We start from the raw sequence: 22,635 nt of genomic DNA on the forward strand, positions 1-22,635 counted from the left end.
AAATGCTTCCTTAACGGAAAACGCCCCCGCGCCGCCGTCCCCAGACGTGAGGCCATCGTCGCTTCGAACGGACGTCCTGCACAACCATGGATAGGGTCGACTGCGTCGTCATCGGAGCCGGCGTGATCGGGCTCGCGGTGGCTCGAAAGCTGGCGCAGGCCGGGCGCGAGGTGATCGTGCTCGAGGAAGCCGAGGCCATCGGCACCATCACTTCCTCGCGCAACAGCGAGGTGATCCATGCCGGCATCTACTACCGCGCCGGAAGCTGGATGGCGCGCATGTGCGTCGACGGCAAGCACGCGCTCTACCGCTACTGTTCCGAGCGCGGCATCCCGCACAGGAATTGCGGCAAGCTGATCGTCGCGACCAATCCGAAAGAGACCGAGAAGCTGCAATCGATCAAGGCGCATGCCGAGGCCAACGGCGTGCTCGACATGCAGTTGCTCACGGGCGATGCGGCATGTGCGCTGGAGCCGGCGCTCGCCTGCGACGCCGCGCTGCTGTCACCGTCGACCGGCATCATCGACAGCCACGCCTACATGCTCTCGCTGCGCGGCGAAGCCGAGGACGCGGGCGCGGCCTTCGCGTTTCACACCCCGCTGATCCGTGCCAAGGCAACCGCCGGCGTGATCGAGATCGAGGCGGGCGGCGAAGCGCCGATGACGCTGCAATGCAGCCTCCTCGTCAACGCCGCCGGGCTCTCGGCGACCGCGGTGGCGCGCAACATCGAGGGCATGCCGCTGGAACGGATTCCAACGGCCTACCTCGCCAAGGGAAACTACTTCAGCTGCAATGCCAGGGCACCGTTCGCGCACCTGATCTATCCGGTGCCAGAGCCCGGTGGCCTAGGGGTGCATCTGACGCTGGACATGGCAGGGCAGGCACGTTTCGGCCCCGACGTCGAGTGGATCGAAACGATCGACTATGAGGTCGACCCGTCGCGCGCCGAACGCTTCTACCCGGCCATCCGCAAATACTGGCCGACGCTGCCTGACGGCGCGCTCATGCCGAGCTATTCGGGTATCCGCCCGAAGATCGTGCCGCCAGCGGTGGCCACGCAGGATTTCTTGATGCAAGGTCCGCGCGATCACGGCGTCGAAGGCCTGATCAATCTGTTCGGCATCGAGTCGCCGGGATTGACGTCATCGCTCGCGATCGCGGATCACGTCGCCGAGCTCGCAAACATTTAGTGTTCTAAAGCGAAGTGGATTCCGGTTGCGCGTGAAGAACCGCGCCCAGACACGAATCTAGAGCCGCGCAAATCCTTGCACGATGCGCACCTCGCAGCAGGGATGAGCGCAAAGGCTCCCATCCCTGCCAGAAAGGGTACGTTCAACTCTACGCTGTTGCAGGGGTTACTAGTGGAGCGTGTCGCCGTGCCTGAGACGCTCGATCTGGTCCTTGACCATCAACTTCCGGCGCTTCAACTCAACAATTTGCAGGTCGTCTGTTGAAAGGTGCACGAGAGCTTCGTGCAATTCGTTTTCGAGAGTTTTATGCTTCCGTTCCAATTCAACCAGATGTGCCTGAATTGTCATTCGAAACCTCCTCGGTAGGGGGGAACCTTGGATTCGACCGGACAACGAAGTGTACATCACCGATTCGTTCTGTCGATGGGTATCCGTCGTCGCACTGTCATTTTTGAAAATTCATATGTAACGAAGCGTGAGTAAGGGAACCACGCGGGATAAATCCGTGATATCAATGCGCTTGCGCAACTCGGGAGCGACCGTAGAAATATCTCGCGGGAGATCGACGCGGGACAGCCCGAGATCGCTTGCGATCACGGCGCGCAAGGACGATAGTTTCCACAGGGCATCCACAGCCTTAATCTCACGCCTATCGGTTTTTCGGCCACCGCAGACATGACCAATGAAGATGCGCGCGAACTCGAATCCGAGCTCGCCCGGTTGCACCAGGAACACCGAGATCTCGATGCGGCGATCGATGCACTGCATCAATCGCCCGCCCCCGACCTGTTGCGGTTACAGCGCTTGAAGAAACGCAAACTGTTGTTGCGTGACCGTATCGCGTTCATCGAAGACCAGATCACGCCCGACATCATCGCCTGATCCACAGGTAGAACTTTAGGGCGGCCCCGCCGCACCTGAATCCGCTTGACTCGAAAGGAACAAAATAAGAACATTTGAGCACCAACGCCCCGGAAAACCGTCCAAGGAAAACGCAGATGTCGGCAACCGTCCTTCTCGACAACAGCCATTATGAACAGGCCTGCGATCAGGCGATCGCGATGTGCGACGGCAATCTGCGCAGCACCATCAAGGCGCTAATCATGGCGAACGAATATCTGGAGGCCGAGCTGGAGGAATTGCAGGCGGCGATTTCCGCCGGCTGCATTCCGGAGACCTCGCGCAGCAAGATGCGGAGCAAGAGCAGCGCCGCCTGAGCTGTCAACTATCGGAGCCGACCATGTCCGATGTCACCTACTACGTTGCATTACCCTTCCTCACCGACGAGGACGGATCGCCGGTCGCCGGTGCGGCCGAGGAATGCCAGAGCGTGGCGGCCGCGTTACGGCGCGCCGAGATTATGTCGCACGGCGTCGGCCACACCGGTGCGGTCGCGTTCAGCCGCAGCGGCGATCCCATGACCGGCGAATTCGGTGACGCCAAACTGCTCCGCAGCTTCGGCAACGTACCGAAAGACCTCGGCACGCTGTGATTAGCTGCTGACGAGCCTGATGCGCGGCTCGTGCCGCCGATGGGCCTTGCGCACATACATGGCAGCGTCGGCCTCCTCCAGGGCGCGCGCGGCGTCGGACTGCACTCCGAGCAGGGCGACCCCGGCGGAGGCGCCCGCGCTCACGTGCTGGCCGCGAAAGACAAAGGACAATTCGTCGATGGCCTGCTCGAAGGCCGCGGCCTTCGCCTTGGCGTCGGTCTCGCTGAGGTTCCAGAGCAGCAGCGCGAACTCGTCGCCGCCGAGCCGGCCGACCACATCCGAGGCGCGGATCTGCCGCGTCAGCGTGGTGGCAATCGCCTTCAGCACCTCGTCGCCAGCCGCATGGCCGAAGGAATCGTTGATCGGCTTCAGCCGATCGACGTCGAGCACGATAAGGGCGCCGCTGGCGCGGTAGCGCTTCATGTAGGCGACGGCGCGTGCGAGCTCGCGTTCGAAGCCGCGCCGGTTCGGAATTTCGAGCAGGAAGTCGGTGTTGGCGGCCGCCTCCAGCTCCGCGACCCGCCGCAGCGCCCCCTTGAGCTTGCTCCGGAGGTCGCGGATGGTCGCGTTGATGGCCGGCTTGGCGCCCTCACCGGCAGACGCTTCGCGCCGCGGCGGCCTGCTCGGACGCCGCGCTGGACTCTTGGCGGGACTCTTGGCCGGACTCTTGCCCTGACGCTTGAGAGCAACTTTGGAGCGACCGGCGCTGATTTTCGGGCTCTTTTTGGCCTTCGCAGCGCTCGCCCTTTTCGGTTTCTTCATGGGCATCCTGCTCAATGAAGGCTTGCGGGGATTCACCAAGACAGGATAGTGCATTCCCTTCTCCTTGCCACCGCCTTGCGAGCCACCGGCCGGAACCGCTAATCTGGCCTATCTTCCTGTTTTTCGAGCACAATTGACGTCATGACCGCGCCAATCGCCATCATCATGGGAAGCCAGTCGGACTGGGACACGATGCGGCATACCGCCGACACGCTTGCAGCGCTCGGCGTTGTCACCGACACCCGCATCGTTTCGGCACACCGCACCCCCGACCGGCTGTTTGCGTTCGCCAAGGGCGCCAAGGCGGCTGGTTACAAGGTCATCATCGCCGGCGCGGGCGGCGCAGCCCATCTGCCCGGCATGGCGGCGGCGCTGACGGAACTGCCCGTGTTCGGCGTTCCCATCGAATCCCGGACGCTCAAGGGCATCGATTCGCTCTATTCGATCGTCCAGATGCCCGCAGGCATCCCGGTTGGCACCCTCGCCATCGGCAAGGCCGGCGCCATCAATGCGGCGCTGCTGGCGGCAGCCGTGCTGGCCCTGTCCGACCCGGCCTTGTCCGACCGCCTCGCCGCCTGGCGCAAGGCGCAGACCGAGGCCGTTGCCGAGCGCCCGGAGGACAAGGCGTGACTGACGCAAAGCAGGTGAAGCTGAAACCTGGCGACACCATTGGCATCCTCGGCGGCGGACAATTGGGGCGGATGCTGGCGATGGCGGCGGCCCGGCTCGGCCTGCGCTGCCAAGTGTTCTCGCCCGATCCGGACTCACCGGCCTTCGACGTCGTCCTGAATGCGACCTGCGCCGAATATGCCGATGTCGAAGCGCTCGAGCTGTTCGCCAACGACGTGGACGTCATCACCTACGAATTCGAGAACGTGCCGTCCGCGGCCGCGATGGTGCTGGATGCTCGCCGCCCGGTGCTGCCCAACCGCAAGATCCTCGAGACCACCCAGGACCGGCTCGCCGAGAAGGATTTCGTGACGCGGCTGGGCATCGGCACCGCAGCCTATGCCGACGTCACCTCGGTACCCTCGTTGCGCGAGGCGATCGCCAGGATCGGCCTTCCGGCGGTGCTGAAGACCCGCCGCTTCGGCTATGACGGCAAGGGCCAGGCTATCATCCGCGAGGGCGATGACATCGCGAAAGTGTGGACCAGTCTCGCCACCAAATCGGCGATCCTGGAAGCCTTCGTGCCCTACGAACGTGAGATTTCCGTCATCGCCGCCCGCTCGGCCACAGGCCAGGTCGAGTGTTTCGACGTCACCGAAAACGAGCACCGCGACCACATCCTGAAGATCTCCCGTGCGCCCGCGCGGATCCCGGATGTGCTCGCCGAGGAAGCGCGCAGCATTGCCGGCAAGATCGCGGGCGCGCTCGATTATGTCGGCGTGCTTGCCGTCGAGATGTTTGTGCTCGCCAACGGCACCGGACCCAAGGTGCTGGTCAACGAGATCGCTCCGCGCGTGCACAATTCCGGACACTGGACGCTCGACGGTGCGTCCGTCTCGCAGTTCGAGCAGCACATCCGCGCCATTGCCGGCTGGCCTCTCGGCAAGCCCGTGCGGCACGGCGAAGTCGTCACCATGACCAATCTGATCGGCGACGAGATCAACGAGTATGACAAGTGGCTCAGCGTGCCGGGCGCGACCGTGCACATCTACGGCAAGGGCGCGCCGCGTCCCGGCCGCAAGATGGGGCATGTCACCGAAGTGCGACCCACGACCGGCAAGTAACGGGACCGCGGCGCATGCCGCGATCCCGCTTTGCGATTACGCCGTCTTCGCGCCCGCGACGACGCCGGTGGGTTCGTCGCTGAGCCAGCGATAGATCACCCCGCCCAGCGCGCCGCCGATCAGAGGCGCGACCCAGAACAGCCAGAGCTGCGACAACGCCCAGCCGCCGACGAACAGCGCGGGACCCGTGCTGCGGGCCGGGTTCACCGAGGTGTTGGTGACGGGGATGCTGACGAGATGGATCATCACCAGCGCGAGCCCGATCGCCAGCGGTGCAAAGCCCGCCGGCGCGCGGCCGTGAGTGGCGCCCATGATGATGAACAGGAACATCATGGTCATCACCACCTCGGTGAGGAAGCACACCATCATGCTGTACTGGCCGGGAGAATGGGCGTCGTAGCCATTCGACGCGAAGCCCTTGCTGACGTCGAAGCCGGGCGCTCCGCTTGCGATGACGTAGAGCAGCCACGCGGCCACGATCGCGCCGGCCACCTGTGCGATCACATAAGGCAGAATCTGCCCGGCCGGAAAGCGCCCGCCGGCGGCGAGACCGACGGTGACGGCCGGATTGAGATGGCAGCCTGAGATGTGGCCGATCGCATAGGCCATGGTGACCACGCTCAGCCCGAATGCCAGGGAGACACCGACCAGGCCGATGCCAACCTGTGGAAAGCCGGCTGCGATCACCGCACTTCCGCAACCTGCGAATGTGAGCCAAAAGGTGCCGATAGCTTCGGCTGCGTACTTCTTCATATCCATGTGTCGTCCCCTGCTTTCAAAGATTCCGGAACAAAGCTCCGAAAACGGCCCCACCCTTGGCGTCAAATCTCCCAAATCAGGGCCGCACAGAGGTATTTCGCCTCATTTAATGGCTGAACTTGGCCCGAAAACCCGCTTGGCCGGTGGACATCCCAGGTTTTGTCTGATACATCCGCGCCCTCAAGGTTAAGGGCTTGTGCGTTTCGCCATCCCCTTTGACTTACCAGAATTCAAATCCGATCCACTGAAGAGGATGCCGCGTGCAGGTTCTCGTTCGCGATAACAATGTCGATCAAGCTCTCAAGGCGCTGAAGAAGAAGATGCAGCGCGAGGGTATTTTCCGCGAGATGAAGCTCCGCGGTCACTACGAAAAGCCCTCCGAGAAGAAGGCCCGCGAAAAGGCCGAAGCCGTGCGTCGCGCACGCAAGCTGGCCCGCAAGAAGCTGCAGCGCGAAGGCCTGCTGCCGATGAAGCCGAAGCCGGTGTTCGGCGCTGGCCCCGGCGGTGATCGTGGCGGTCGCGGCGGCCCGGGTGCAGGTGCAGGTGCAAGTGCTGGTCCGCGCGGACCGCGCTGATTTACCGGACTTGAGAGACTTCAGTTTTCGATGACGCGGGCCCCTGGCCCGCGTTATTGTTTTGTGAGCGGTGCCTTCCTGGGATGGGGCACTACCGATGCGGCACTAGCGCGAGCGAACCGTAGATGGCTTCCCCTTTCCCCAAGCGCGGCTTGGAGCGGTTACGCCGGATCTTGCTGCAGCCATTTGCGCTGGCCTTGATGGGAATCTCGCTGTGCGGCTGCTCCTTCGACCTGGGATCGCTGACGCCGGATAAGGAGAAGCCGCAGGAGGCACCCAAGGCAGCTGCGATCGCCGAGAACGTGGTCAGCGCCGGCAATGTCAGCGAAGCCCAGGCCCATACGGCAAAGGCCCAGGCCCTGGCAAAGTCCGGCGACGCAGCTGCTGCGCTCGATGAATTCAATCACGCGGTCGGACTCGATCCCTACAATGCGCAGGCGCTCTATGGCCGCGCCCTGATCTACCAGGGCAAGAACCAGCACGACTTCGCCATCGCCGATTTCAGCGCCGCAAGCGGACTCAACCCGCAGAAGGTCGAGCCCCTGCTCGGCCGCGCCATCAGCTATCTCGCCCTCGGCAAGGTCAAGGAGGCCGCGGCCGATCTGGATGAGGCTTCCGAGGCCGATCCCCACAATGCCCAGGTCTGGACCATACGCGGGCAAGCCTATGAACGGCTGGGCGACAGGACCAAGGCGGCGGCGTCCTACACCAAGGCGGTCTCGCTTCGTCCACGCGACGACGCCGCCCGCAGCGGCCTTGCCCGCGTCGGCGGCTGACGATCCTGGCGCAGCGCAGGCGCCGTCTTAATCCGGGGTGACGCTCTTCGGCAGAACGGAGTGGAACATGGACTTGACGCCCGACAGCATGTCGTCGGCGACATTGGTCTTCGGCCGCGGCATGGACCCGCCGGCATCGGCGCGTAGATCGAGCGGGGGCGCAATCATCGGGACCGGAATATCAGCCGGAGGCGTCAGCCGACTCGGGTTCTCGTTGCCGACCGAGGCCGTGTAGGGCGGGCTCGCCTGCGAGGAGCCGCCATTGCCATAGGCCTCGGCGGCGGGCGTCGAGACCGTGATCGGTGGCGGCAACGGACGCACCGTTGACGGATCCAGAGGGATGATACGCGGGGCCTCCGGAGTGCGGGCGGCTTCGCGCACCGCAGGCTCCTGAGTCTTCTCGGGCGGCTTGGCCTCCGAAGACTTGGTCTCAACCGATTTGGTCTCAACCGACTTGGCTTCAACCGACTTGGCCTCAACCGCTTTGCCCTCAGGCGACTTGCGCAGGCGCTCGATCGCGGCGCGCACGAGATCGTTGGCGTCGGGGGTGGCAGCCGGCGCGGCAGCAGCCGGCGCCGAATTGGCCTCCACCACCGGGGTGGCGGGAGCGGGTGCAGTGACGGCCGGGGTGGACTTGGCGACTGCCTTGTCGCGCGCGGACGGCTTGCCGCGCGGCGAGGCCTCGGCCGGTGCCACGTCCGCCGTAGAAGTCTTCGACTCCGCGGCTGGCTGATCGGCAGCCTTCTCGGCCGCCGGCTTGTCCGCCACCTTCTTCTCGGAAATGCCCTTGGCCTTGACGCCGGGCGCGGGCAGGTTGGCCAGATCGGCGGGCTTGCCGTTCTTTCCAGCCTCGGCGGGCGCCATCACGGCCGCGGGTGCATCCGCCGCCGGCTTCGCGTTGATGTAATGATTAACGATGTATGCCCCGATGATCGTTGCGAGCACCGAGGGGAAGATGTCCATCGAGATTTTAGCGATGTATTTCAGCATTCCGGCCACTCCCCGCGCGATCTGATGCGGGAACTTTGAGGCATAGTGAGGGATCAACTGCGACAGATCAATGGCAAAGGGGTACGCCGGAATTACGGCTTCAGCTCGACCTCAAGGAACACGATCTCGGTTGCGGTTTCGTTAAGCACGTCGTGCTGGACGCCGGCCTTGCGAAAATAGGATTTTCCGGCCGCGAGCTGTGCCTTGGACCGCTCGCCACTGGGTGCCACGATGGTCATTTCCCCTGCGACCACGGGAACAATGACGTAGTCCATGCCGTGGGTGTGATGCCCGGTAGCGCTGTTTGGCGCGAGCCGCCACTCGGTCACCCGAACCTGCTCATTGTCGACCTGAACTTCGGACTTGGCGGCAAGCATCGGAACTCTCCTGGGCATATCCGGAAAACCGGTTCAGGGCACGAAAACCATGAACACGTAGACGGCAAATACCACCATATGGACCAGCCCGAACAGGACATTGGTCCTGCCCGTACCGAAGGTCAGCATGCTCAAAAAGAAGGTCAGGAGCAAAAGCACGCTGCCCTGGTCGCTGAGGCCGAGCGTGAGCTCCTTGTCGAGCGCATAGGTTGCGACACCGACGGCCGGGATGGTCAGCCCGATGGTGGCGAGCGACGAGCCGAGCGCGAGATTGATGCTCTTCTGGAGGTCGTTCTTGCGGGCGGCCGACACGGCCGCGACGCCTTCCGGCAGCAGGATCAGGAGCGCGACCAGAAGTCCGGCAAAGGCAGGCGGCGCACCGATCCTGGCCCCAACGGCATCGACGACCAGCGAGAATTTCTTAGACAGCAGCACGACCGCCAGCAGCGCAATCAGCAGCAGCACGACGCTGAGCACCATGGTCCGGCCCGACCGATGCCCCTCGCCGCTGCCGCCATCCGCCCGCTCGTGAACGAAGTAATCCTTGTGCAGCACGGTCTGGGTGTAGAGAAACACCCCATACAGCGCGAGCGTGACCACGTCGACGAAGCCGAGTTGAACCGCCGAATAAACCGGGCCCGGCGTGGTCGTCGTGTAGTTCGGCATGATCAGAGTGATGGTCGCGAGCGCGAACAGCACGCTGAGATAGACGTTGGCGCCGGAGAGCTGAAAGCCCTGCTCGCGATACCGCAGGCCGCCGATGAAGATGCAGAGCCCGACGAGGCCATTGCAGACGATCATGACAACGGCGAACACGGTGTCGCGCGCAAGTTCCGGGGCAGGCTTGTCGCCCAGCATGATCGTGGTGATCAGCGCCACCTCGATGATGGTCACCGCGAGCGTCAGCACCAGCGTGCCGTAGGGTTCGCCGACCCGCTCGGCGATCATTTCGGCATGATGGACCGCGGCAAACACCGTGCCGAACAGGATGACGAGGAGCAGGAGGGCGAAGACGAGCCCGCCGAACGACAGCGTGAACACATAGTCCGTCGCGCTGACGGCCACGAACAGCAGCACGGCCAGCGCCGGAAAGATCCAGGCCGACCGAGGCATCGGATTATGCGCGCTCATCCATCGGCTCCAATCGTCTCAGCCGAGCAGTAGCAAATCGGGCGGCAGATTCAATGCCAGCGCAGGATCGGCGCGAACGGTAGTAGCGTCAGCAGCAAGAATAGCGGGATCAGCACCGCGCTGGCACGCACGAAATAACCGAAGAAGCTCGGCATCTCGATGCCGTTCTCGCTCGCAATGCTGCTCACCATGAAGTTCGGCGCATTGCCGATATAGGTGAGCGCGCCCATGTAGACTGCTCCCATGGAGATGGAGGCGAGCGTGCCCGAAAGCTCGTGCATCAGCACCTGCGGGTCGCCGCCGGCGAGCTCGAAGAACAACAGATAGGTCGGCGCATTGTCGAGGAACGCCGACATCAGGCCGGTGAACCAGAAATAGGCAACCTCGCGCGGCGCGCCGTCCGGCCCGGTCACAGCCGACAACAGCCAGGCGAACGCGCCGTGATGGCCGGCATCGAGCATGGCAATGACCGGGATGATCGCGATAAAAATGCCGGCGAACAGCTTTGCGACTTCGCGGATCGGCTCCCAGGTGAAGCCGTTGGCCTGCCTGTGCTCGTCCGGCGTCAACCACACCGACAGGGCCGCTATCGCCAGCAGCGCCGCGTTGCGGGCAATGTCTTCCAGCTCCAGCCTGGTTCCGAGAATGTCGAAGGCGATGCCGGACTTCCACATCGCCGAGGCCAGCAGGCTCGCGACGATGGCTGCGATCAGCACCAGGTTGACGAGGCCGCGGATGCGGACCGGCTTCGCGGCGCCGGCGGCGCCGAGCAAGGGTTCGCTACGGAAGCGCCAGACGTCGATGACGACGAAGATCGCGAGCAGCAGTCCGGCAACGATCGCCGTCTGCAGCCAGATGGTCCTCGTGGTCCAGAAGAAGTCGACGCCATGCAGGAAGCCGACGAACAGGGGGGGATCGCCGAGCGGGCTCAGCGCGCCGCCGACATTGGCGACCAGGATGATGAAGAAGATGACGACATGGGCGTTGTAGCGCCGCGGCCGGTTGGCGCGGATCAGAGGGCGGATCAGGATCATGGCCGCCCCGGTGGTGCCGACGACGCTCGCCATCGCCGTACCGAGCGCGAGGATGCCGGCGTTGGCCGCCGGGGTCGCCTTGATGTCGCCCGTCACGAGAATGCCCCCCGCCACGACATAGAGCGAGAACAGCAGCACGATGAAGCCGAGATATTCGGCGAGCATGGCGTGAACCAGCGCAGCCAGCGTCGCCATGCTCCCGGCAAGGACGACCAGCGAAGCGAGTGCCAGCAGCGACCAGGCCGCGGCGATCTTGCCGTAATGATGGTGCCAGACTTTTGCAAACAGCAGCGGCCCGAGCGCGATCGACAGCAGGAGGCCGGCAAAGGGCAGCGCATAGGGCCAGCCCATCGCCGCGCCGTCGAGCCCGGTCGCAGCCCATGCGTGCTGTGGCAACAACACGACCAGGATCGCGGGGATGAACCCGCTCCCGCGCCGAACGACAAGCCGTCTAGAAAGCAATGAAGCGCCTCGCCGTTTCAATCGCACCGAACGCATCGAGATTGTCGTGTCCGCCGCCCGCAAAGCGAACGAACTGCTTCGGTTCATGCGCGAGCGCGAACAGACGCTCTCCGAACACGATCGAAATGGCAAGGTCATTGGTGCCATGCATCACCAATAGCGGCACAGTGACGCGCGGGATACGCTCGTCGGAATGAAATGGATCGCGCATCAGCAGGCGCACCGGAACGTACCAGAACGATGAAGCTGCAATGTCGGCCGTCGATGTGTAGGGAGCTTCCAAGATGAGTTTTCCAATACGATGCTCCGAGGCGATCGCGACCGCCACGCCGGTCCCGAGCGAAAAGCCCCAGGCGGCGATTCGTTCCGATGCGTAGCGCGCAGTCGTGAAGGCGTAGGCGGCTGCGGCATCGCGCAGCAGACCCGCCTCGCTCGGCGCCCCGCTCGAGCCGGCATAGCCGCGATAGGACAGCGCGACGAGACCGGTGCCGTCCGCCGTCATGGCCTTGAAACGGCTGATGCGACCGGCGAGATAATCGCCATTGCCCGGAAAATACAGGATCACGGGCCGGCCAAGCCTCGCCGGCACGTGCCAGACGATGACCTTCTCGCCATCGGAGGTGGTCAGGACGTGCTCTTCGGCCTCAGGGAGGCCTGCGGCGTCCGGCGTGGTGCGACCGACGGGCGGGATCGGAAACAGCATCTCGCGCTGCCTGACATACAGCACGAGGAGACCGGCGAAATAGACGGTCACGAGCAGGATGGCGATCCACTTGAAGATGGTCATGATGACGGGCCCGGTCCCCGTTCAGGGCTTGCGACAGCTCCGCAGCAATTTCATGACGTCGCCCGAGGCGCGCCGGAAAGGCGCGGCGGCCGCACGCCGCCTGCTGAGCGGCGTACCATGCGACGCGCTGCTCGCGCGTCGCCTTCGCAGTGGTCTGCTTGCCCCTGCGCTACATCGCCTTGACGATGTTCTCGGTGACCTTCTTGGCGTCGCCGAGCAGCATCATGGTGTTGTCGCGATAGAACAGCGGATTGTCGATGCCGGCATAGCCCGAAGCGAGCGAGCGCTTGATGAACATCACGGTGCCGGCCTTCCAGACCTGGAGCACCGGCATGCCGTAGATCGGCGAGGTCTTGTCCTCTTCGGCCGCCGGATTGGTGACGTCGTTGGCGCCGATCACGAAGGCAATGTCGGCCTGCGCGAATTCGGAGTTGATGTCCTCGAGCTCGAACACCTCGTCATAGGGCACGTTGGCTTCAGCCAGCAGCACGTTCATGTGGCCGGGCATGCGGCCGGCGACCGGGTGAATGGCGTATTTCACCTCGACGCCTTCCTTCTTCAGGATGTCGCCCATTTCGCGCAGCGCATGCTGAGCCTGCGCCACCGCCATGCCGTAACCGGGCACGATGATGACCTTCTGCGCGTTCTTCATGATGAAGGCCGCATCGTCGGCTGAGCCGAGCTTGGCCGGTTTCTGCTCGCCGCCGCCACCGCCCGCCGCCGCGGTCTCGCCACCGAAGCCGCCAAGGATGACGGAGATGAAGGAGCGGTTCATCGCGTGGCACATGATGTAGGACAGGATCGCGCCGCTCGATCCCACCAGCGCGCCGGTGATGATCAGCGCGGAATTGCCGAGAGTGAAACCGATGCCGGCCGCGGCCCAGCCCGAGTACGAGTTCAGCATCGAAATCACGACCGGCATGTCGGCGCCGCCGATCGGGATGATCATGAGGACGCCGAGCGCCAGCGCGATGATGACGATCAGCCAGAAGTCGAGCGCGCTGCCCGTCATGACCAGCCCGACGATGAAGACGACGAGCGCGATCGCGAGCGCGATGTTGATGATGTGACGGAACGGCAGGATGATCGGCGCACCGCTCATGCGCGCGGACAGCTTCAGGAACGCGATCACCGAACCGGTAAAGGTCAGCGCGCCGATGGCGACGCCGAGCGACATCTCGACCAGGCTCTGCGGATGGATGTTGCCGGGGCTGCCGATGTCGAAGGCTTCCGGCGCGTAGAACGCACCGGCGGCGACCAGCACCGCGGCCATACCGACCAGCGAGTGGAAGGCGGCGACCAGTTCCGGCATCGAGGTCATCGGCACGCGACGGGCGATCACCGCGCCGACGCTGCCGCCGATCGCGATGCCAAGGATCACGAGGATCCAGGCGAGGCCGTCCGCCGGCGGATGGCTGGCGAGCGTGGTGGCGACCGCGATCGCCATACCGATCATGCCAAAGAAATTGCCCTGCCGCGATGAGGCGGGGCTGGACAGCCCGCGCAGTGACAGGATGAACAGCACACCTGCCACGAGATACAGAACTGCAGCCAGATTGGCGTTCATCTCAGGTCCCCTTTGTCTTCGTCACCCCGAGGTGCACGCCGCTCACTTCACTTTCTTCTTGTACATCGCCAGCATGCGCTGGGTGACAAGGAAGCCGCCGAAGATATTCACGCAGGCGAAAATGAGCGCGATGAAGCCGAAGCCGCGCGCCCAGCCCGAACCGCTCGAGATCATGCCGACGCCGACCGCCAGCAGCGCGCCGACCACGATCACCGAGGAGATCGCATTGGTCACGCTCATCAGCGGCGTATGCAGCGCAGGGGTCACCGACCACACCACGAAATAGCCGACGAAGACGGCGAGAACGAAGATCGACAGCCGGAAGACGAAGGGGTCGACGACTTGTGCAATATGCTCCATGACGGCTCTCCTTACGCTTTCGGCTGGAAATTCGGGTGGATGACGGCGCCGTCCCGGGTCAGCGCAGTCGCCTTGACGAGTTCGTCGTCCCAGTTCACGGCCAGCGCCTTGCTGGTCTTGTCGACCATCGTTTCGATGAAGTTAAACAAATTGCGCGCGTAGAGGCTGGAGGCCGACGCCGCGACGCGGCCGGCGACGTTGGTGTAGCCGACGATCTTGATGCCATCGACCTCGGCGACCTGGCCCGCCTTGACGCCTTCGACATTGCCGCCGCGCTCGACGGCGAGATCGACCAGCACCGACCCCGGCTTCATCGACTTGACCATGTCGGCCGTGACGAGCTTCGGCGCCGGCCGTCCCGGAATCAGCGCGGTGGTGATCACGATGTCCTGCTTCTTGATGTGCTCGGCGGTGAGCGCGGCCTGCTTGGCCTGGTACTCCTTGGACATTTCCTTGGCGTAGCCGCCGGCGGTCTGCGCGTTCTTGAATTCCTCGTCCTCGACGGCGAGGAATTTCGCACCGAGCGATTCGACCTGCTCCTTGGTGGCGGGCCGGACGTCGGTCGCGGTGACGACGGCGCCGAGACGGCGCGCGGTCGCGATCGCCTGGAGGCCGGCGACGCCGACGCCCATCACGAACACTTTGGCGGCGGGTACCGTGCCGGCCGCGGTCATCATCATCGGGAAGGCGCGTCCGAAGGCCTCGGCGCCCTCGATGACGGCGCGGTAGCCGGCAAGGTTGGCCTGCGAGGACAGCACGTCCATCACCTGTGCGCGCGTGATGCGCGGCATCAATTCCATCGCGAAGGCGGAGACGCCGGCATCGGCTATCGTCTTCAGCGCGGCCTCGTTGCCGTAGGGGTCCATGATGGCAATGACGAGCGCCCCGCGCTTGTACTGCGCCAACTCGGAGGCTTCAGGGCGCTTCACCTTGATGATGATGTCGGCGTCCTCCAGCGCGTCGGCGCTGACGGTGGCGCCCACGGCGGTGAATTCGGAGTCCGGCAGGCCCGACTTGAGGCCGGCGCCCGGCTCGATGGCGATCTCGGCGCCCAACGCCTTGAACTTCTTCACCGTATCCGGCGAAGCGGCGACCCGCGGCTCCGACGGATCGATTTCCTTGGCAACGGCGATCTTCATAGGCCCTCCGGCGACGCGGGAAGAAGCGCGCACGCGAACTTAGCGTTACTCCCGCAACGTTGGATACCGGTTTTCAATCCGGCTTGATTGCAAATTTTATGGGCACCGACGACGCTGGCGGTGCTGCAGGGGATGGATCAGGTCAGGAAGATCGCCATCAGGATCACGATAAGCGCGACCGAGACCGTGCCGTACTTCACCAGCTTGATGAAGCCCTCGTAGGTCTGCTCGTGGGCAACGTAGTCGTTGCCGTCGGCGGTGCTGTACGCCACTTCGCTATGGTCGGCCATGAATTGTCCCCAGTCGAAAGTCGAATTTCATGGCTGGATACCGCAAACTTTCGGGCAGGGCAACGGCACGGGGGCGCGGTTTCCCGGCAAATCAGGTCATTTGGAATTCCGATTGGCGGGAAAGCCCCGCGCTACAGCCGCTCAGCCCTGATCAATCATCGTGGCGGTGATGTTCACGGCCGCTCGCTGGGGTACCGGGAGACTGAGCGCCTCGCGGACCGCGTCAACCGCCGGCTCGCCTGCTTCGGTGAATCGAGCCATCCGCGGGGCCGTCCCGGGGCCGACCGCCACCACGTGGTCCCCGGCCAAGAAGCCATGGGTCATGTGGAAACCAAGCGCGCGATAGACCTCGAACTGCTCCTCCGAGAAGAACTGATCGCCGGTGGTCTCGTGCGGGAACGTGTCGTTACGCCGCGCGTAGTCGCGGATGTAGTCGTTCTCGTCGTTGGAGAGCGAGGACTTAATGTAGACGAGATAGCCCCTGTCATCGCCACCATAGTCGATGGTGCCGATCGCCACATGAACGTGCTCGCCGGCCTCGTCCGGCGTCTCAGGAGAGGTTCGTGTGGACTTCTTGTCGGCGTTCGCCGCCATGATGGCGCGCGTGCGGTCGCGGATCGGCGTCCATGGCAAATCGATCCGGACGCCGAGATCGATGCGGGCGTAGCGCTGGAGCTTCATCAGCGAGGAGAAATTCATCGCCGCGTCGGCTTCCGCGTCGACCACAACGATCACCTTGCAGCGCCGGCGCAGCAGCTCGTAGACGCCGAGGTTTTCGATGTGGCCGCCGTCGGTGAGGTAGACGCCGTCGCTATTCTCGTAGAGACGGCCCGAGATTTCCGACCACAGGAAGAGCGGCGTGGAGCGGCGCTGCGGCCGGACAGTGGCCTCGACATAGCGCGGATTGCTCAGCCAGTAGCCCAGCCGCACGTTCAACAGCGCGAGCGTCGGCGTCAGCGCCCTGATCGAGTTCGAGCCCATGTTCGACGACGCCGCCGCCCCCGAGATCGACATTGCGGTGGCGAGGTCGAGGCTTTGCTCAAGATGCTCGACCGCCGGGGTCTTGGCGTAGCGCGTCGCCTCGCTGCCGACATAGAGCGGCGAGAACACAAAGAAGTCGGCATTGCGGCCGCGCCGGTTGGCGAAGTCCGACCCCTGGATGTTGAGCGCCGTGTTGATGAGATGATAGGGCGCCCCCAGCTTCCGCGCGGCAGGCCGGTCCCCCGTCGCGACCTGGTCACTCGGGGCCGCATAGAGCTCGCTCAACCTCATGCGATCGAGCGGCTTGAAATCGCGTCCCTGATCGAGGCTGGCCTCGGCGCGCGCGATATTGCCGTCTGCCGACCGGCCCGGATCGAACAGGAAAGCCTTGCTCAGCCGGTCGCGGTAAAGCCGGTGGAGCGAATTCGCGTTGGGCGTCAGCGACCATGAGATCGCAAACAGCAGCAGGCCGACGAGCGTATACAGGATCACCACGGGCAGGCTGTGCGCATAGCCGGAGCCTCTATCCAACCAGTCGAATTGTCGTGCGATATTGCTCGCGCCAGACCTGAGCCAGGCCGGAACGTGGGATACGGGCGTCAGCCAGTCCGTGGTCGCGGTGGTTGCGGCGGCCGTTGGCGTGATCTCGGCCGAGAAGGTGCCGGCGCTCGCGTCGAACTCGATCTTGCCCGACAGATTGCCCGACGCGGGCACGGTTGATTTGTTGGCCGCTAGGCAACCCTTCTGCGCCATGGCGGTCAGAGGCGCCTGGCATTTTTCGATCGGATCGTTGGCGATGCCCCAATAAGACAAGTAGAGAAAGGCGACCCAGATGATCAGTGGCAGCGCCAATCCGGCGGTCCACAACGCGACCTTGGCAATGATCGCGAGCATCATCGAGCCCCATTGCGAGGATACGCTGTCTCCCTTCAGGAATTCGGCGAATTGCTGCCTGAAAGCAGTAACGAAAACACCGATTGGCGCAGCAATTGCAGCCAGCGACTGAATCCAGGTGACCGCGACGCCGCGGACCGGCCCGCCGATCGCGTTGCTGTCGGCGACATCGAACATCTGCGACAGCATGAAGGGCTGGAATTCGAAGAACGCAATCGCGGCAAGCAGGACCAAGAAAGTCGCGCCGGCGGTCGGCCAATGCGAGCGGAACTCCTGACGCTTTTCGGGACTTGCAAATGACTGCTTGAGCGCCCAGCCGAAGAACAGGGCGACGCCGATGATCGCCGTTGCCAGCGTCAGCGCGAAATGCGCGATCTGAAGGACGCGCGCGAAGTCGCATGCGATGCCGAGCAGGAACGCGATGGCCGCAGCATAGGTCAGGAAGATGGTCGGGCCGATGCCCCGCTCCGTGCGCGAGCTCAGATAAGCGATCCCGCCGCAAGCAAGCAGCGCCAGCGCGACGATCGCCCCGATCGCAGTGAACCCGAAGCGGTCCGCGATCCAGCCGAAATGATGCAGCTCACACTGCGGCAAAGCGCCTTCGGCGATATCGACGCCGAAGAAATTTGCGACCGTGAGGCAGCTCCGCAGCGGCGTCGACCAGATCGTGACAGCTGCGAGCAGCAGCACGACGGGCAGGGTCAATCCGATATTGGCGATCAGGCCCCGCGCCACGATTGCAATCCCGGTCAAGAGATCGCGGAAGCCGGCCGGGATCAGATAGTTGGAATAATTCCTGATATGTCCGACCGATGGCGTATCGCTGATCTCGCTGGCGGTCGCAGCTCTCCCGGCGGACCGCTGGCCGAACACAAACCGCCCTGTCACCGTCATGGTCGTGCTGAGCGAGGTGCCGATGTAGCCGCCGCCCGACACGGTGGACAGATAATCGATCCGTCCGATCAAATCGTGGTGGTTCAGCGCCTGGAGCACGCCGAGGCACATGGCCGAGGAGCGGATGCCGCCGCCGGAGAGCGCGAGCCCGACCACGTCGAGCATCTGGCACGCCTCTGTGCCCTCTGGATCGACTTGCCGCGCCTCTTCGCGGCGCGTGTTGATCGCCTCGATCTCGTCGCGGACGATCTGCTGGTGCTTCTCGCACCAGGGCGTTTCTTCTTCGAAGGCAGCGGCGTTCCGCGCGCCAGGTAGGGGGACCTGTCCTTGATCGGGCATGCGAGCCTCCCGAGCGGCAAGAGGGTGATCTGCAATCAATAATTGTAAAAATAAAGCGGGTATCTACGGGGTTAGTCTCGCCTCGGGCTCGGACGTTCAAAACCCCCTACCAGGATCTCGAGGCCGTCTCGAACGTCGCGGCGAAATGCGCTGGCTGAAAATATGGCGCCGCCGCCGGCGCCTGCTCGTTCGAGACCGGTCCGCCGGGGGCGGACCGCTCGCGGAGCCGGCCGGCTCGTCCCGTGCCGCTCCGGTAATAGCCGGCTCGTGCCTGCCTCAGCCCATCGCTTCCAGCTCGTCGATCATTCCGGCGATGACGCTCAGGCCGCCGTCCCAGAACTTTGGATCCTTGGCATCGAGCCCGAACGGCCGCAGCAGTTCGGAATAATGCTTGGTGCCGCCGGCGGCGAGCATGTCGAGATAGCGCTCGGCAAAGCCTTCGGCCGCGTTCTCGTAGACGGCGTAGAGCGAGTTCACGAGACAATCGCCGAACGCATAGGCGTAGACGTAGAACGGCGAATGGATGAAGTGGGGGATGTACATCCAGTAGTTCTCGTAGCCCGCTTTGATCTCGATTGCCGGACCAAGGCTCTCGCCCTGCACCGAGAGCCAGATCTCGCCGAGCCGCGTCGCGGTGAGTTCGCCGTTCTTGCGTTCCGTGTGGACCGCGCGCTCGAAGGAATAGAACGCGATCTGCCGCACCACGGTGTTGATCATGTCCTCGACCTTGCCGGCGAGCAGCGCCTGGCGCTGCTTTGCGCTCTTGGTCTGCGCCAGCAGCCGCCGGAAGGTCAGCATCTCGCCGAACACGCTCGCGGTCTCCGCCAGGGTCAGCGGCGTCGGCGCCATCAACGCGCCGTTCCCGGCCGCCAGCACCTGGTGCACGCCGTGGCCGAGCTCGTGGGCGAGCGTCATCACGTCGCGCGGCTTGCCCTGGTAGTTCATCAGCACGTAGGGGTGCGCGGACGGCGTGGTCGGATGCGAGAAGGCACCCGGCGCCTTGCCCGGGCGCACCGGTGCGTCGATCCAGCGGTCGGTGAAGAAGCGCTCGGCGATGTCAGCCATCTTTGGCGAGAAGCCGCGATAGGCGGTGAGCACCATGCTTCGCGCATCGGGCCAGCCGATCACGTCGGTCGCCGCAAAAGGCAGCGGCGCGTTGCGGTCCCAATAGGCCAGGCGCTTCCTGCCGAACCAGCGCGCCTTCAGCGCGTAGTAGCGATGCGACAATTTTGGATAGGCCGCGCGGACCGAGGCGACCAGCGCATCCACTACCTCGCGCTCGACGCGGTTGTTCAAATGCCGGGAATCCGCGACGTCCTTGAAGCCGCGCCAGCTGTCGGAGATGTCCTTGTCCTTGGCCAGGGTGTTGGTGATCAGCGCAAAGGTGCGCTCATTGGCCTTGAAGGTCTTTGCGAGCGCCTCTGCCGCGGCCTTGCGCTTGGCGCCGTCGCGGTCCTGTAGAAGATTGAGCGTCGGCTCGATCGCGAGCTCCTTGGGCCCGACCTTGAAACGTAGGCTCGAGATGGTCTGGTCGAACAACCGGTTGAAGGCTGAATAGCCGGTCTGCGACTTCTCCAGGAAGAGCTGCTCGAGCTTGTCGTCGAGCTGGTACGGCTTCTCCTTGCGAAGATCCTCGATCCAGGGACGGTAGTGCGCAAGCTCGCTGGCCTGCATCGCGCGGTTCAAAATATCGTCATCGACTCGATTGAGCTCGAGCGCGAAGAACAGCAGATGCGTCGATGCCGCCGTCAGGCGCTCGGAAACGTCGCCGTAAAACTTTGAAATCTTGGGATCCACGCTGTCGCCGGCATGAACGAGGCCGGCGTACGAGCCGAGCCGGCCGGCGAGGTCGTCGACCGCCTCATAGCGTCGCACGGCTTCAGCGAGCCATTTTCCGCCATCTTCCTTTGCTGTTCCTGTGGCGAGCTTGCCCTTGTAGTCCGTCTCGAACGCGACGCAATCGGCATCCATCTTTGCGAGATCGCGCGCCACTTCCGGCGCATCGATCCCGGAATAGAGGTCGGCGAGGTTCCACTCCGGAAGCTTGCCGGTCTTGCTCGCAGGCTTGGCAGGCGAAGACTTGGCGCGAGAAGACTTGGCGAGTGAAGGCTTGGTGGGTGAACGCTTGGTGGGTGAACGCTTGGAGGGTTTTGCCTTGGCTGCGGATGTCTTGGTGTTCGGCTTGCGAAGAGCGGGCTTGCTGATGGCGGACTTCTTAACTGCAGACTTGGAGCGCGAATTCATTGTGTGGGAAACCTGTGTTCAACAATCGCGACGGCGGGCGGGGGCATCAGGGTTTAACAGTGCGTTAATCGGCTTCGGCCAGAGTGCCCCGATTCGATACAGATAGTAGTAGCGTGCGGGGAACACCATGGCTGCCAGTATTTTGATCGCCGACGACGACGCTGTAGCCCGCCGGCTGGTCGAAAACATGGTGCAGAAATGCGGCTATGAGACGATCGTGGTGGACTCCGGCGACGCGGCGATCGCCGCCCTCACCGCCCCTGACGCGGCCATCGACGGCGTCATCCTCGATCTCGTGATGCCCGGCCTCGACGGCATGGGCGTGCTGGCGAAAATCCGCGAAGCGGGCCGCAGCATCCCGGTCATCGTGCAGACGGCCCATGGCGGCATCGACAATGTTATCTCGGCGATGCGCGCGGGCGCGGCCGATTTCGTGGTCAAGCCGGTCGGCCTCGAGCGGCTCCAGGTCTCTCTTCGCAACGCGCTCAATTCGTCCGCGCTCAAGGGCGAATTGCAGCGCATCCGTCACAGCCGCGAGGGTCGGCTGACCTTCTCCGATATCATCACCCGCGCCGAGGCGATGGCGGGCGTGATGCGCGCGGCGCAGAAAGCAACAAACTCCTCGATCCCCGTGCTGATCGAGGGCGAGTCCGGCGTCGGCAAGGAGATGTTCGCGCGTGCCATTCATGGCAGCGGCGAGCGCAAGGCAAAGCCGTTCGTCGCGGTCAATTGCGGCGCGATCCCCGACAACCTCGTCGAGTCCATCCTGTTCGGTCACGAGAAGGGTGCCTTCACCGGCGCTACCGAACGCCACACCGGTAAGTTCGTCGAAGCCCATGGCGGCACGCTGTTCCTGGACGAGGTCAGCGAGCTGCCGCTGAGCGCGCAGGTCAAGCTGCTTCGCGCGCTTCAGGAAGGCGCGGTCGAGGCGGTCGGCGGCCGCAAACCCGTGAAGGTCGACGTCCGCATCATCTCGGCGACCAACCGCAGGCTGCTCGAGCGGGTCAAGCAGGGCCACTTCCGGGAAGATTTGTTCTATCGGCTGCACGTGCTGCCGCTGACGATCCCATCGCTGCGCGCCCGGCGCGAGGACATTCCACATCTGCTCAGGCATTTCCTGGCCCGCTTTGCCGCCGAGGAGAACCGCCCCATCACCGGCATCAGCGGCGAGGCTGTTGCGCATCTCGCCCAGCTCGATTGGCCCGGCAACATCCGCCAGCTCGAAAACGCGGTCTACCGCGCCGTGGTGATGAGCGACGGCGACCAGCTTGGCCTTGACGACTTCCCCCTGATCGCCTCGCAGCCGCACCCGGGAACAGACATTCCGACCGCGCCGCTGATGCTGGAGCCGATCGCGGCCCCCTCTGTCGTATCGGGTAATGAAATACCGATCGCGCCGTTGCCCCAAGCTGGTGCTCTCTCCATGCTGACCGCGACCGGCGACGTCCGACCGCTGGAGGAGATCGAAAACGAGATCATCCGTTTCGCGATCTCGCATTACCGCGGGCAGATGTCCGAGGTCGCCCGCCGCCTCAAAATCGGCCGCTCCACCCTCTACCGCAAACTCGATGAAGCCGGGGTTCCCGGCCATGGCGGCAAAAGCGGTGAGGAGACGCACTGAGCCTGACGCGAACAGAGGTTCGTCCGGGCGGTGCGATACGACTGTAAGCCGTTCGCATGACGACGGAATTCGACTGCGATTTGAACCGTGACATGTAAGTGACAGACACAGGGGAAAGCGCGTGGCAGAAGCGCACAATCCGTTGCCAAGAGGCCTCCTTGAAGTCAGTTTGTCGTGAGTTGTCCCGGGTAGCGCTGGCCGCGAAATCGGGGCCTGTATATCGTCTGCGTAGGAATCG

23 protein-coding genes are annotated in these 22,635 nt (G+C 64.0%); 9 read left to right on the forward strand and 14 right to left on the reverse strand.

Annotation, left to right across the window (positions count from 1 at the left end; translation table 11 throughout):
• Positions 1-86 precede the first annotated feature (86 nt).
• Positions 87-1,190 carry an NAD(P)/FAD-dependent oxidoreductase gene (locus tag GWG67_RS12210; RefSeq protein WP_275169572.1) on the forward strand — a complete coding sequence of 368 codons (1,104 nt, stop codon included), beginning with the start codon at positions 87-89 and terminating at the stop codon, positions 1,188-1,190.
• A 168-nt stretch (positions 1,191-1,358) separates the two neighbouring features.
• Here the strand turns inward: GWG67_RS12210 and GWG67_RS12215 are convergent, their stop codons facing one another.
• Complete coding sequence (locus tag GWG67_RS12215) at positions 1,359-1,538, reverse strand: YdcH family protein (RefSeq protein WP_007596254.1); 180 nt, start codon at positions 1,536-1,538, stop codon at positions 1,359-1,361.
• Between the two features lie 327 nt (positions 1,539-1,865).
• Between GWG67_RS12215 and GWG67_RS12220 the strand changes: the two genes are divergently transcribed.
• From GWG67_RS12220 to GWG67_RS12230, 3 genes are all read left to right on the forward strand, one after another.
• Positions 1,866-2,072, forward strand: a complete 207-nt coding sequence (locus GWG67_RS12220; protein WP_027519980.1) for a YdcH family protein — start codon at positions 1,866-1,868, stop codon at positions 2,070-2,072.
• Between the two features lie 116 nt (positions 2,073-2,188).
• On the forward strand, positions 2,189-2,407 hold the full coding sequence (locus GWG67_RS12225) for a hypothetical protein (RefSeq protein WP_275169573.1): 219 nt from the start codon (positions 2,189-2,191) through the stop codon (positions 2,405-2,407).
• Between the two features lie 23 nt (positions 2,408-2,430).
• Positions 2,431-2,682, forward strand: a complete 252-nt coding sequence (locus GWG67_RS12230) for a hypothetical protein (protein WP_275169574.1) — start codon at positions 2,431-2,433, stop codon at positions 2,680-2,682.
• Here the strand turns inward: GWG67_RS12230 and GWG67_RS12235 are convergent, their stop codons facing one another.
• Positions 2,683-3,444, reverse strand: coding sequence for a GGDEF domain-containing protein (locus tag GWG67_RS12235; protein WP_275169575.1), 762 nt, complete (start codon positions 3,442-3,444; stop codon positions 2,683-2,685).
• 141 nt (positions 3,445-3,585) lie between these two features.
• Between GWG67_RS12235 and purE the strand changes: the two genes are divergently transcribed.
• A complete protein-coding gene (purE, locus tag GWG67_RS12240) occupies positions 3,586-4,074 on the forward strand; it encodes a 5-(carboxyamino)imidazole ribonucleotide mutase (RefSeq protein ID WP_275169576.1) in 489 nt (162 codons plus the stop codon).
• Positions 4,071-5,177, forward strand: coding sequence for a 5-(carboxyamino)imidazole ribonucleotide synthase (locus tag GWG67_RS12245; RefSeq protein WP_275169577.1), 1,107 nt, complete (start codon positions 4,071-4,073; stop codon positions 5,175-5,177). Before purE ends, GWG67_RS12245 begins: the two co-directional genes overlap by 4 nt.
• A gap of 36 nt (positions 5,178-5,213) precedes the next feature.
• Here GWG67_RS12245 and aqpZ read toward each other — a convergent pair whose 3' ends face one another.
• On the reverse strand, positions 5,214-5,936 hold the full coding sequence (gene aqpZ / locus GWG67_RS12250; protein ID WP_275169578.1) for an aquaporin Z: 723 nt from the start codon (positions 5,934-5,936) through the stop codon (positions 5,214-5,216).
• A gap of 260 nt (positions 5,937-6,196) precedes the next feature.
• Here aqpZ and rpsU point away from each other — a divergent pair, with 260 nt between their 5' ends.
• Positions 6,197-6,511 carry a 30S ribosomal protein S21 gene (rpsU, locus tag GWG67_RS12255; RefSeq protein WP_007614218.1) on the forward strand — a complete coding sequence of 105 codons (315 nt, stop codon included), beginning with the start codon at positions 6,197-6,199 and terminating at the stop codon, positions 6,509-6,511.
• Positions 6,512-6,636: 125 nt separating this feature from the next.
• The gene (locus tag GWG67_RS12260; RefSeq protein ID WP_275169579.1) at positions 6,637-7,287 is read left to right on the forward strand and encodes a tetratricopeptide repeat protein; all 651 of its coding nucleotides are present in this window, start codon (positions 6,637-6,639) and stop codon (positions 7,285-7,287) included.
• A gap of 27 nt (positions 7,288-7,314) precedes the next feature.
• Here GWG67_RS12260 and GWG67_RS12265 read toward each other — a convergent pair whose 3' ends face one another.
• The 11 genes from GWG67_RS12265 to GWG67_RS12315 form a co-directional block, all read right to left on the reverse strand.
• Entirely contained in the window at positions 7,315-8,277 is a 963-nt protein-coding gene (locus GWG67_RS12265; RefSeq protein ID WP_275169580.1) for a hypothetical protein, read from the reverse strand.
• A 92-nt stretch (positions 8,278-8,369) separates the two neighbouring features.
• Positions 8,370-8,654 (reverse strand): cupin domain-containing protein, encoded by a 285-nt coding sequence (locus GWG67_RS12270; RefSeq protein WP_275169581.1) that lies wholly within the window; start codon positions 8,652-8,654, stop codon positions 8,370-8,372.
• Between the two features lie 33 nt (positions 8,655-8,687).
• The gene (locus tag GWG67_RS12275) at positions 8,688-9,785 is read right to left on the reverse strand and encodes a calcium:proton antiporter (RefSeq protein WP_275169582.1); all 1,098 of its coding nucleotides are present in this window, start codon (positions 9,783-9,785) and stop codon (positions 8,688-8,690) included.
• A gap of 50 nt (positions 9,786-9,835) precedes the next feature.
• Positions 9,836-11,317, reverse strand: a complete 1,482-nt coding sequence (locus GWG67_RS12280; protein WP_275169583.1) for a sodium:proton antiporter — start codon at positions 11,315-11,317, stop codon at positions 9,836-9,838.
• Complete coding sequence (locus GWG67_RS12285; protein ID WP_275169584.1) at positions 11,271-12,068, reverse strand: alpha/beta hydrolase; 798 nt, start codon at positions 12,066-12,068, stop codon at positions 11,271-11,273. Before GWG67_RS12285 ends, GWG67_RS12280 begins: the two co-directional genes overlap by 47 nt.
• Before the next feature lie 169 nt (positions 12,069-12,237).
• Positions 12,238-13,635, reverse strand: coding sequence for an NAD(P)(+) transhydrogenase (Re/Si-specific) subunit beta (locus GWG67_RS12290; protein WP_085349147.1), 1,398 nt, complete (start codon positions 13,633-13,635; stop codon positions 12,238-12,240).
• 42 nt (positions 13,636-13,677) lie between these two features.
• Positions 13,678-13,995, reverse strand: a complete 318-nt coding sequence (locus GWG67_RS12295; RefSeq protein WP_007596278.1) for a proton-translocating transhydrogenase family protein — start codon at positions 13,993-13,995, stop codon at positions 13,678-13,680.
• 11 nt (positions 13,996-14,006) lie between these two features.
• Complete coding sequence (locus GWG67_RS12300) at positions 14,007-15,134, reverse strand: Re/Si-specific NAD(P)(+) transhydrogenase subunit alpha (RefSeq protein ID WP_275169585.1); 1,128 nt, start codon at positions 15,132-15,134, stop codon at positions 14,007-14,009.
• Positions 15,135-15,271: 137 nt separating this feature from the next.
• Positions 15,272-15,424, reverse strand: a complete 153-nt coding sequence (locus tag GWG67_RS12305) for an aa3-type cytochrome c oxidase subunit IV (RefSeq protein WP_007596280.1) — start codon at positions 15,422-15,424, stop codon at positions 15,272-15,274.
• A gap of 141 nt (positions 15,425-15,565) precedes the next feature.
• Positions 15,566-18,532 carry a cell division protein gene (locus GWG67_RS12310; RefSeq protein WP_275169586.1) on the reverse strand — a complete coding sequence of 989 codons (2,967 nt, stop codon included), beginning with the start codon at positions 18,530-18,532 and terminating at the stop codon, positions 15,566-15,568.
• Between the two features lie 276 nt (positions 18,533-18,808).
• A complete protein-coding gene (locus GWG67_RS12315; protein WP_275169587.1) occupies positions 18,809-20,776 on the reverse strand; it encodes a M3 family oligoendopeptidase in 1,968 nt (655 codons plus the stop codon).
• A gap of 127 nt (positions 20,777-20,903) precedes the next feature.
• On the opposite strand from GWG67_RS12315, the gene GWG67_RS12320 reads away from it, so the two are divergent.
• Positions 20,904-22,397, forward strand: a complete 1,494-nt coding sequence (locus GWG67_RS12320) for a sigma-54 dependent transcriptional regulator (protein ID WP_275169588.1) — start codon at positions 20,904-20,906, stop codon at positions 22,395-22,397.
• The last annotated feature ends 238 nt before the right edge of the window (positions 22,398-22,635 follow it).

The organism is Bradyrhizobium sp. CSS354 (assembly GCF_029051725.1).
In the GTDB taxonomy this organism is placed as follows: domain Bacteria; phylum Pseudomonadota; class Alphaproteobacteria; order Rhizobiales; family Xanthobacteraceae; genus Bradyrhizobium.

What these genes read in the sequence shown, in the direction of transcription:
- GWG67_RS12230 (WP_275169574.1), top strand. Translation starts at nt 2,431, where the DNA reads ATGTCCGATGTCACCTACTACGTTGCATTACCCTTCCTCACCGACGAG.
- GWG67_RS12285 (WP_275169584.1), bottom strand. Translation starts at nt 12,068, where the DNA reads ATGACCATCTTCAAGTGGATCGCCATCCTGCTCGTGACCGTCTATTTC.
- GWG67_RS12225 (WP_275169573.1), top strand. Translation starts at nt 2,189, where the DNA reads ATGTCGGCAACCGTCCTTCTCGACAACAGCCATTATGAACAGGCCTGC.
- GWG67_RS12270 (WP_275169581.1), bottom strand. Translation starts at nt 8,654, where the DNA reads ATGCTTGCCGCCAAGTCCGAAGTTCAGGTCGACAATGAGCAGGTTCGG.
- GWG67_RS12265 (WP_275169580.1), bottom strand. Translation starts at nt 8,277, where the DNA reads ATGCTGAAATACATCGCTAAAATCTCGATGGACATCTTCCCCTCGGTG.
- GWG67_RS12320 (WP_275169588.1), top strand. Translation starts at nt 20,904, where the DNA reads ATGGCTGCCAGTATTTTGATCGCCGACGACGACGCTGTAGCCCGCCGG.
- GWG67_RS12295 (WP_007596278.1), bottom strand. Translation starts at nt 13,995, where the DNA reads ATGGAGCATATTGCACAAGTCGTCGACCCCTTCGTCTTCCGGCTGTCG.
- GWG67_RS12290 (WP_085349147.1), bottom strand. Translation starts at nt 13,635, where the DNA reads ATGAACGCCAATCTGGCTGCAGTTCTGTATCTCGTGGCAGGTGTGCTG.
- GWG67_RS12215 (WP_007596254.1), bottom strand. Translation starts at nt 1,538, where the DNA reads ATGACAATTCAGGCACATCTGGTTGAATTGGAACGGAAGCATAAAACT.
- GWG67_RS12210 (WP_275169572.1), top strand. Translation starts at nt 87, where the DNA reads ATGGATAGGGTCGACTGCGTCGTCATCGGAGCCGGCGTGATCGGGCTC.
- GWG67_RS12235 (WP_275169575.1), bottom strand. Translation starts at nt 3,444, where the DNA reads ATGAAGAAACCGAAAAGGGCGAGCGCTGCGAAGGCCAAAAAGAGCCCG.
- GWG67_RS12305 (WP_007596280.1), bottom strand. Translation starts at nt 15,424, where the DNA reads ATGGCCGACCATAGCGAAGTGGCGTACAGCACCGCCGACGGCAACGAC.
- GWG67_RS12260 (WP_275169579.1), top strand. Translation starts at nt 6,637, where the DNA reads ATGGCTTCCCCTTTCCCCAAGCGCGGCTTGGAGCGGTTACGCCGGATC.
- GWG67_RS12280 (WP_275169583.1), bottom strand. Translation starts at nt 11,317, where the DNA reads ATGCGTTCGGTGCGATTGAAACGGCGAGGCGCTTCATTGCTTTCTAGA.
- GWG67_RS12275 (WP_275169582.1), bottom strand. Translation starts at nt 9,785, where the DNA reads ATGAGCGCGCATAATCCGATGCCTCGGTCGGCCTGGATCTTTCCGGCG.
- GWG67_RS12310 (WP_275169586.1), bottom strand. Translation starts at nt 18,532, where the DNA reads ATGCCCGATCAAGGACAGGTCCCCCTACCTGGCGCGCGGAACGCCGCT.
- GWG67_RS12220 (WP_027519980.1), top strand. Translation starts at nt 1,866, where the DNA reads ATGACCAATGAAGATGCGCGCGAACTCGAATCCGAGCTCGCCCGGTTG.
- GWG67_RS12300 (WP_275169585.1), bottom strand. Translation starts at nt 15,134, where the DNA reads ATGAAGATCGCCGTTGCCAAGGAAATCGATCCGTCGGAGCCGCGGGTC.
- purE (WP_275169576.1), top strand. Translation starts at nt 3,586, where the DNA reads ATGACCGCGCCAATCGCCATCATCATGGGAAGCCAGTCGGACTGGGAC.
- aqpZ (WP_275169578.1), bottom strand. Translation starts at nt 5,936, where the DNA reads ATGGATATGAAGAAGTACGCAGCCGAAGCTATCGGCACCTTTTGGCTC.
- GWG67_RS12315 (WP_275169587.1), bottom strand. Translation starts at nt 20,776, where the DNA reads ATGAATTCGCGCTCCAAGTCTGCAGTTAAGAAGTCCGCCATCAGCAAG.